Source organism: Pseudarthrobacter enclensis, from assembly GCF_030811655.1.
In the GTDB taxonomy this organism is placed as follows: Bacteria; Actinomycetota; Actinomycetes; order Actinomycetales; family Micrococcaceae; genus Arthrobacter; species Arthrobacter enclensis_A.
The window spans coordinates 79,108-87,821 of sequence record NZ_JAUSRE010000022.1; the positions used below are offsets into that span (position 1 = coordinate 79,108).

At 60.9% G+C, this 8,714-nt stretch carries 11 protein-coding genes; 5 read left to right on the top strand and 6 right to left on the bottom strand.

Annotated elements, in window-relative coordinates; all coding sequences use genetic code 11:
- Positions 1-54 precede the first annotated feature (54 nt).
- The 3 genes from J2X98_RS18160 to J2X98_RS18170 all read right to left on the bottom strand — a co-directional run bounded on the left by J2X98_RS18160 (position 55) and on the right by J2X98_RS18170 (position 3,318).
- A complete protein-coding gene (locus tag J2X98_RS18160) occupies positions 55-1,746 on the bottom strand; it encodes a ribonuclease J (protein WP_174177440.1) in 1,692 nt (563 codons plus the stop codon).
- A 64-nt stretch (positions 1,747-1,810) separates the two neighbouring features.
- Positions 1,811-1,963 (bottom strand): hypothetical protein, encoded by a 153-nt coding sequence (locus J2X98_RS18165; protein WP_174177438.1) that lies wholly within the window; start codon positions 1,961-1,963, stop codon positions 1,811-1,813.
- A 50-nt stretch (positions 1,964-2,013) separates the two neighbouring features.
- Positions 2,014-3,318: an ROK family transcriptional regulator gene (locus J2X98_RS18170; RefSeq protein ID WP_444964475.1), complete on the bottom strand. Its 1,305-nt coding sequence runs from the start codon at positions 3,316-3,318 to the stop codon at positions 2,014-2,016.
- A gap of 163 nt (positions 3,319-3,481) precedes the next feature.
- Between J2X98_RS18170 and J2X98_RS18175 the strand changes: the two genes are divergently transcribed.
- The 3 genes from J2X98_RS18175 (at position 3,482) to J2X98_RS18185 (ending at position 5,522) form a co-directional block, all read left to right on the top strand.
- Positions 3,482-3,838, top strand: a complete 357-nt coding sequence (locus J2X98_RS18175; RefSeq protein ID WP_174177434.1) for a hypothetical protein — start codon at positions 3,482-3,484, stop codon at positions 3,836-3,838.
- A 98-nt stretch (positions 3,839-3,936) separates the two neighbouring features.
- On the top strand, positions 3,937-4,758 hold the full coding sequence (gene rapZ / locus J2X98_RS18180; protein ID WP_174177432.1) for an RNase adapter RapZ: 822 nt from the start codon (positions 3,937-3,939) through the stop codon (positions 4,756-4,758).
- A gap of 182 nt (positions 4,759-4,940) precedes the next feature.
- Positions 4,941-5,522 carry a recombinase family protein gene (locus J2X98_RS18185; RefSeq protein ID WP_306971287.1) on the top strand — a complete coding sequence of 194 codons (582 nt, stop codon included), beginning with the start codon at positions 4,941-4,943 and terminating at the stop codon, positions 5,520-5,522.
- Between the two features lie 23 nt (positions 5,523-5,545).
- On the opposite strand, the gene J2X98_RS18190 is transcribed toward J2X98_RS18185, so the two are convergent.
- From J2X98_RS18190 to J2X98_RS18200, 3 genes are all read right to left on the bottom strand, one after another.
- Positions 5,546-5,785, bottom strand: a complete 240-nt coding sequence (locus tag J2X98_RS18190; protein WP_306971286.1) for a hypothetical protein — start codon at positions 5,783-5,785, stop codon at positions 5,546-5,548.
- Positions 5,786-6,226 (bottom strand): hypothetical protein, encoded by a 441-nt coding sequence (locus tag J2X98_RS18195; protein ID WP_306971285.1) that lies wholly within the window; start codon positions 6,224-6,226, stop codon positions 5,786-5,788.
- A 264-nt stretch (positions 6,227-6,490) separates the two neighbouring features.
- A complete protein-coding gene (locus tag J2X98_RS18200; RefSeq protein ID WP_307310934.1) occupies positions 6,491-7,111 on the bottom strand; it encodes a hypothetical protein in 621 nt (206 codons plus the stop codon).
- 135 nt (positions 7,112-7,246) lie between these two features.
- Between J2X98_RS18200 and J2X98_RS18205 the strand changes: the two genes are divergently transcribed.
- The gene (locus tag J2X98_RS18205) at positions 7,247-8,161 is read left to right on the top strand and encodes a toll/interleukin-1 receptor domain-containing protein (protein WP_306971371.1); all 915 of its coding nucleotides are present in this window, start codon (positions 7,247-7,249) and stop codon (positions 8,159-8,161) included.
- Between the two features lie 32 nt (positions 8,162-8,193).
- Complete coding sequence (locus J2X98_RS18210; RefSeq protein WP_307310937.1) at positions 8,194-8,655, top strand: hypothetical protein; 462 nt, start codon at positions 8,194-8,196, stop codon at positions 8,653-8,655.
- The last annotated feature ends 59 nt before the right edge of the window (positions 8,656-8,714 follow it).

Genomic DNA, 8,714 nt, shown 5'->3' on the forward strand with positions numbered 1-8,714 from the left:
AGGTGAAGGCCAGGCCGCGCTGCTGGACCTGGCCTTCACCTGTGGGATCGCCCTTTAGGCGTCCACAACGATGGCGGTTACCACCGGGGCCCGGTTATAGAACCGGCGCATCCAGTCAGCAGTGGCCTGCTCGATCACAGCCTCCGGGTCCTTGACCGGCCCGCGCCCGCCACGGGCCGGGCGGGCCTGCCCGACCGCTTTGCCGACCGCCGCAGCGGCCTTGTCCAGATCCGCGTCGGTGCAGGCGAACCCGCGGGTGAAGAATTCCGCAGGTTCGGCCAGCTCCCCGGTCTCCGCATCGAGGATGGCCAGCACAGTCACGGACCCTTCCTCGGCCAGCTGGCGGCGCTCTCGCAGGGTGTCCTCGGTGGTGCCGCCGACGTTATCGCCATCAACGAAAACCAGGCCGGCGGTCACCCTGCCGGAAATCGTCGCCCGGCCCTTGTGCAGGTCCACGGTGACGCCGTCTTCCGCCAGGACAATGCGTGCCGGGTCGATCCCCGTGCTTTCGGCCACCGCGGCATTGGCTTTCAGGTGCCGCCATTCCCCGTGGACCGGCATGACGTTACGGGGCTTGACGAGGTTGTAGCAGTACGCGAGCTCCCCGGCACTGGCGTGTCCTGAGACGTGGACCTTCGCGTTACCCTTATGGACCACGTTCGCGCCGAGCTGGGTCAAGGCGTTGATGACCGCGTAGATGGCGTTCTCGTTCCCCGGAATCAATGAACTGGCCAGCAGGACAGTGTCACCTTCGGCGATGCTGATCGCGTGGTCCTTCTTCGCCATCCGGGACAATGCGGCCAGCGGTTCACCCTGGGAGCCGGTGCAGATCAGGACCACGTTGGGGTCATCGCTCTTCTGCAGCCGGCGGAAATCCACCAGGGTGTTGCGGGGAATCGTGAGGTAGCCCAGGTTCTGGGCGATGGTCATATTCCGGACCATGGAACGGCCCACGAAAGCGACCTTGCGTTTGTGCCGGTGCGCGGCGTCGATGACCTGCTGGATCCGATGGACATGGCTGGCGAAGCTGGAGACAATGATCCGCCGCGGAGCCGTCCGGAACACGGTATCGATGGCCGGGGCCAGGTCCTTCTCCGAGGTGGTGAACCCCGGGACGTCGGCATTGGTCGAGTCCACCAGGAACAGGTCAACACCCTCAGTGCCCAGCCGGGCGAACCCGGCCAGGTCGGTGATGCGCCGGTCCAGCGGGAACTGATCCATCTTGAAATCCCCGGTGTGCAGCACCAGCCCCGCCCCGGTCCGCACCGCGATCGCCAGCCCGTCAGGGATCGAATGGTTGACGGCGAGGAACTCCAGATCGAACGGACCCAGGGAGAGGGACGTTCCTTCGGCGACCTGGACGGTTTTGGGTGTGATCCGGTGCTCCTTGAGCTTGGCCTCGATGAACGCGACCGTCAGCTTGGACCCGACCACGGGAATATCAGGCCGTTCCCGCAACAGGTACGGGACCCCGCCGATGTGGTCCTCGTGCCCGTGCGTGAGCACCACGGCCACCACATCCTGGAGCCGGTCCCGGATGGACGAGAAATCCGGCAGGATCAGGTTCACCCCGGGCTGGTGGTCCTCCGGGAACAGCACCCCACAGTCGATGATGAGCAGCTTGCCTCCGTATTCGAAGACGGTCATGTTCCTGCCGATCTCCCCGATGCCTCCCAGGGCGACGACGCGCAGGGCGCCGTGCGCGAGCTTTGGCGGCGTCTTATGTTCGATGTGGGCATGGTTCATGGGTGCTGGTTTCCTTAGACTCGGCGGCGTTGTGCTGTTGCCCGCAATGCGCGGGAGGCAGTGCCTAGCGGCGTGGCGGTTCGGTGGCAGTGTAGGACCCGCCCTGGCCTGAAGCGCACTGGCAGTTGACGTCCACTTCGAAATGTACCGTGACTTCATCCGCATGCGCGGCGTTCTCCACGGTAACGGTCTTACGGATGGTCTGGGATACAGACATGGTGCTCCTTCTTTCCTTGTGATGCGCGGCAGCTCCCGCACAGGTCTTGGTCAAAGCGTGGTGATATGACGGGCTGCAGACAACGCAGCGCCAGCCGCCGCGACATCAGCGCCCAAAGTGCTCAGGCTGACTTCTGCACCGTCCCCGATGCCGGGCCTGGCTTCACGGATCAGGGTCCGGCGGAATGGGTCCAGCAGCAACGCGCCCAAGGGACGCAGTGGACCGCCGAGAATGATGTGGCGGGGGTTGATGATATTCGCGGCTGCGGCCGCGGCAAGACCGAGCGCTTCGGCAGCCCCCTCGGCAATCCGTTGGGCTGCAGGGTCACCGGCGATGGCCCTGACCACGAATTCCTGGAGCGTGACCGGTGCGCGACCCGCTGCATAAGCGGCCAGCATCGCGGGGACAGAACAGACCGTGTTCAAACAACCCCTGTTGCCGCAACGGCAGGGAAATCCGTGATCATTGATCCTGATATGCCCGAGCTGGCCGGCCAGTCCGGCGTGGCCGGTGTACGGCTGACCTCCAATAACGATCCCGGCCGTGACCTCAGCACCCACATTCAGGAACAGCAACGCCGCGCTGTTCCCCTCCAGCCTGCTGGCATGAGCAAACGCTGACATGGCAGCGGTCGAAGCGACGGTCACGGGGACACCCAACCCCATACCCAAAACGGCTTGAAGATCTTCTTCCGGAGGGAGGAGGAAGTCAGGGCAGTCTGGCAGCTGCTCCCTGCCGGACCCAGTCAGAGCAGGAAGGGCAACACCCGCCGCGCCCAGAGTGCTTCCTTCAGCTTCAGGGCGACCCAGCAGCAGCGTCAGCACACCTGAAATGACGGCGGACCAATCGGCGCCGGTGACGGGGTCTGAAACCGGGGTGCTGGACCCGGCCAAAACATCCCCGCCGGGCCTCAGAAGGACCGCATGCATCCGGTCACCAGAGACCTCAATCCCCGCAGCGACGAATTTCACGGCCTGCAACTGCACCAGCACCGCCCGCCGGCCGGTGCTGACCGTGAAGTCAGTCCGAACCCGGCCCTCGCGCCTGAGACGGCTTACGACGTTCGACACTGTTGCAGCCGACAAGCCCGTCGAACGGGCCAGCATCGCCTGCGTCGCCGGCCCCGCAGAGAGCAGGCTCTCCACCACCAGTTCACGGTTCCGCAAGCCCAGCGCCTGCTGGGAACCAGGAGGAACCTCTGCGTCCTGTCGTCCCCGGAACGCAGATACGGCAGCGCCTGACACAGTCGGTTGCGCGCCCGGAACCGGGCGGACACTGGTGCGGGGGGAAGCCACGTCGCTGCATCTCCTCGGCGCGGGTGATGGGGAAAAGGAATGGTGGTAGAGGTAGAACACCCATAACTCTACCCTAACGTTAGGTTAGGGTCATAATTGTAGAGTAGGGGTTGCTCGAAGACTCTACTCTTACGTTATGGTAGATATGATGGCGGTTTTGACCCGATCTTCGGACATCGGCTGCCCTTAAGGTCCTGCACAACAAGCCGTCAAGACACGGGGAGTGACCATGCAAGAGTGTTCGGTAAACCGCTGCACCGCACGAGCGGACGAAGTTTTTTATGTCGAGGGCCCGGACGAGCAGGCCTTGCCTGTGTGCGCCTCCCATAAAGAGATCATGGACAGCGGCGAGGACTGGGTCCTTAGGCATCAGGCAGGAAATGCAGGCCACTCCTCAGGCATCCTGACCCTGCACGACGTCCCTTGGCGGGTACTGGCGGTCAGCGCCATGAAAGTAGGGGGAAACAAGCCGGGGCTGATTTTGCACCTGACCCTCAGCCATTCCGGAGAATCAAAGGAAACGCAGCTTCTGTTGCCCTGGGATGAAGCCGAGGTCCTGAAAGGAATCCTGGACTCTTGACTCCCAGGCCGGTTAGACGGGTTCACCCGGTGCGGCGCCCGCCACGAACCGACAATCCAAAGACGGCACAACATCCTGAACTGCTGATTGTCACCGGCATGTCCGGGGCAGGGCGCAGCAGTGCAGCCAACGCACTCGAGGACCACGGCTGGCACGTCATCGACAACCTGCCCCCGGTGCTGCTGGCGGCCCTGACCGAACTGGTCACCAAAACGCCCGATGAACCCCAGAAGCTGGCCGTCGTCATGGACATCCGCGGAGGCGACTTCTTCAACGACCTCCGCACCAATCTGTCAGCGGACCTTCCCTACCGGCTGCTCTTCCTGGACGCCAGCGACGCCGCGCTGGTCAGCCGTTTCGAAAAAGAACGCCGGCCTCACCCGCTGCAGGCCGGCGGAAGAACGCTTGAGGGAATCAATGCGGAACGGGAAGCGCTCCGGCCCATCAAAAGTGCTGCAGACATTGTCCTGGACACCACGGAAATGAACGTCCACTCCCTCTCCACGGCCATCACCGAACTGTTTTCTTCCACCGGAACGATTGTGATCCGGGTGGATGTCATGAGCTTCGGCTTCAAGTACGGGCTGCCGCTGGATGCTGATCACGTCGCCGATGTGCGGTTCCTCCCCAACCCGCACTGGGTACCGGCACTCCAACGACTGACCGGCCTGGAGCCCCAAGTACGGGAGTACGTCATCGAAGCCGTCGGAGCCAAGGACTTCCTTGACCGCTACGTCCAAGCCCTGGTCCCCGTCATCAACGGGTACCGCCGCGAAAACAAACACTTCGTCAACGTCGCAATTGGCTGCACAGGAGGCAAACACCGCTCCGTTGCCATGGCCGAAGCACTCTCAGCCCGTCTCGCTCAATTCCCCAACGTCACCGCCGCCACCCACCACCGCGACCTCGGGCGTGAATAGGCAAGAGCGCCGAGCCGGGCCAATCCAACCGGAGTGCAGGCGGGTTCACTCATCCAGTGCAGACGCCTTCTGAAACTGACAGTCGGATCGATCGCTCAGCCGCGCCCTGGTTCTCACAAATAGTTCTCGAAACTGTAAGGTCGAACTGCGATCCCGAACCGAGTTTTGAGAAGAGAAAACCCATGACCACGCACCGCATCGGCTACGCCCGGGTTTCCAGCCGGGACCAGAACCTGGACCTGCAGCGCGACGCCCTACAGAAGGCCGGATGCGACAAGATCTACAAAGACACGATCAGCGGCACCAAGTCCCAACGCCCCGGCCTCGACCTGGCGCTGGACAACCTGCGCGAAGGCGACACCCTTGTGGTGTGGAAGCTGGACCGCCTGGGCCGGAGCGTGAAAGACCTCCTGGATTTCGCCGGCGGACTGAACGACCGCGGCGTAGGATTCATCAGCCTCACCGACTCCATCGACACCACCACGGTCTCCGGACGTTTCTTTTTCAACGTCATGGCTTCCCTGGCCCAGATGGAACGGGAACTCATGGTCGAACGCACGCAGGCCGGACTGCAGGCCGCACGCGAACAAGGACGTATCGGCGGCCGCAAACGCATCATGACAGATGCCAAAATCCGCTCAGCCCGAAAGCTCCTGAACCAAGGAACACCGCCACGGGAAGTCGCCGGTAGCCTCGGTGTCTCCGTCCCCACCCTCTACCGGTGGGTCCCGGCAGCAGGAGCTGTAAAAGCTGGGGAGCAATAGTGCTTGCACCGCCCGGTCGGGTCTTATTCGTTGGGCGTATCAGCGGTAGCCGGCACTTGTGAGAAATGGCGGCCTTGGCGGTGAGGCGCGAGTTCCCGTGAGCGGAGGATGAGTGTCCGAATGGCATTCGTCAGGAGTTTGGCTGTTGCGGCGCTGATGAGCAGAACGATAAAGGCTGCGAGCTGACCGAGGAACAGCAGGAGTCCTATACCCAGGGTGCCGGCGTAAACGAGATTGACGACGAGGATGGGGGAGTCGTGCATTTAATTCCCGTCGGGTGGTCGTCGGTCTGGTTCCTCTGCATGAAGCGGCGCCGGTTTGTCGGCCCAGCGTTCGTGGGCGGACTGGCGGCTGATGCCTACGGCACGGCCGATGTCTGCCCAGGATGCCCCGGAGGCCTTCGCGGCCGCGACGGTTTTGGCCAACCGGTGGCCGGCCTGGTTGTATTCGTGGGCGGCTGCTTCTAGCCCGAGGAGTGCTTCGGAGGGCGCGATGTGGGCTTTCCACTCGTTGTGGATGGCGTCTTCGACTTTTGGTGAGGCGTGAGCGGATTCCTCCGGGGCGATGTAGTCGCGGCGGTGGTTGAAGTCGGCGGCAGCGGGGGAGACGGCCCTTTCCCACCTGTCGCCTTTCCAGCCGCACGAGCATTGTCCCCGCCAGCCCACGATCTCGTTATCCGGGACAACCTCGTAGTCGGGCATCATCGTGTCAGGCTTGTAGCGACCTGATATGCCCTGGAAGAGCATTCCTTCGCCCGTTGATGATGCGGACAGCCGCCCGTCGGGCGCGACACACGCTGCCCAACCCTCATGCTCGTTATCTGTTGATACCCAGCCCATGACCTCTCAACCCCTCCTGTCAGGAATCCCTGACGGCCATTGTGTCAGGGATGCCTGACAATGACTAGGCTCATCTGCTGCCCCAGAGAGAATCCTGAACCCGCAGCCGGCCGCTGTAGCCAGCCGGGATCAGAGGAGATTTGGTAAGTCCTGATCTGCATCCCAGAGGCGAGCTGCCTGGCTGCGCTGGATTTGTTCCTTGGTGGAAGTGATCTGCCGCGCAATTGTTGCCCAAGAGCTCCATAGATCTGACAGATCCTTAGCTGCGCTGGGGTCGTATTTCATAAATGGATTACGAGCAGTTCCTGTTTCGGGTATGTAGAAGTGCCAGTTTGCCGAGTCACTTGTCCAGTCACGAGATCCTGACCCGGAGTTGTACCCGCGCCGGATAAAAGCGTTGCCAAATGCCTGGTGAAATGGCTTGGTCAGCTCGAGAAATGTTGTCCGAGGGTCTTGGGCCACGATCTTTGCTTTTGACAAGTCGACTGAGGCGCTCCATTCCTCGAACATCGCTGCCAGTTCATCGCAAACTTCCGCAACCTCGGCTTTAAGTGCCGGCACTTCACCAACTACTTTGTCTGTCACCTCCGCCTGATTAACGACGGCGAGACGAGCCTCCTGCAGAAGGAACTGCCGTGTGAAGGAGCCTTGATCCAGAGCCCACGCCCTAGCGTGGGTAACGAGAGCGTCCTCAATTGATCGCGCTTCAATTTCAAGCTTTTCGAGTTGTTCATTATTCGGAGTGTGCATGATGGCAGCCTAGGGGTAACCCCTGACAAGAGGACCATCGCAAGAGGAGGTTAGCGAGGTAACAGGGATCAATTGATCTCAACTCCGCAGGGACATGCCAAAAACGAGTCTGAGTTGCCATCTATGGTTGAATCCATGGCACTGTCACGTAAAGACCGATTCAACATGAAGACCCAACTCCTTGAAGAGTTGGGAAGATTTGAATGGGATTCGAATCGGATCAACGTTCTACTGCGGGAGTTCAAACTAGAACCGTTCACCGGTCAGTTCCATGATCCGTCGCTGGCGGAAATCGTCGCCGACGTAACTGACGAGATGCTAACCGAGCTGTATGCCCTTGTCATGGGAGTAGACGTGGATGCGGTGGCTGACGTCGTGGAGTCAGCCGCAGAGCGTGGGCCTTGGAAGCCCAACTATGCTCGGGTCTTCCTTTCTCATTCTGCGAAACATCGAAAGTTCGTCGGGGAGGTTGCTGACGAACTGGCTCTCATTGGGATTCACGGTTTTGTTGCTCACGACACCATGGCTTTCAGTAAGCCCTGGCAGTCACAGATCGAGCAGGGCCTTCGCTCGATGCAAGCGTTTGTTGCCATCATCCACCCTGAGTTCAACACCAGCCCTTGGTGCCAGCAAGAGGTTGGTTGGGCACGAGGCCGAAGAGTCCCCTTTTATGCGGTTCGCTACGGGGTCGATCCTGCCGGGTTTATCGGTCGAGATCAGTGGCCAAGCGCTGCAGACCAAAGCCCAGCGGAAGTGGCCGCCCTCATCAGCAGCTGGATAGCTTCGCTGCCCGAACTGGGCACAGCCGTCACTGAAGGGCTTTTCGAGTCGCTGCGAACTGCTCCTAGTTTCATCGATGCTGGCACGGCGGCTAAGCGGATTACTTCACTAGGGTCACTCACGAATGAACAGTGGACTCGACTCGATTCCATCTTCTGGAGCAATGATCAGATCTACGGCGGTGCCCTGCCCTCGAAAGCGCTCCAACCCTTCTATAGGGAGCATCAGCGGCCGTGGCCTCCCGCGAAGCCAATGGCGTTCAGTAGTTGATCTCGCCGCTCCGTACGTAAAGAAAGGGCCAGATGGCTGAGGAGTTGTTCAACGGGGCAGCGGTTCATGAAGGCTTTCATGACCTTGCTGATCTACGGGCTTTCGCCCGTAAGCTCATCGAGCACTGGGACAGATGGCAGATGAAACCCTTCCATATGAAGGGTGAGTACGAAGTGGGCGGCCCGATTCTTTGGAGCTTCACCAATCACGTCGTAAACCTGATGCGCACAGTCCTGGATTTATCCGAAAAAGACCGCGGCATCATAGCCGTGCCGCTCATCCGGCTCATTGTCGAGAACACCATGACCGGCATGTGGCTCTACCTAGAACCCAGCAATACTTGGGCCGTTCTCACCGAAGGTTTCCAGAAGAGAAGGGCCGCAATCAAGGGTGTGATTGAGATCGAGGGCGAAGGGTTCGATAAATCGGATCTCGATGAGATCGATCAAATATTGAAGGGGACTGCTGAAGGTTTAGTTGACAGCTGGGGTTGATAATTTCTTACGCGGCTGAGGCCGCGTTTTTTATTGTCTCAAACTCGATGGGTGTCAGC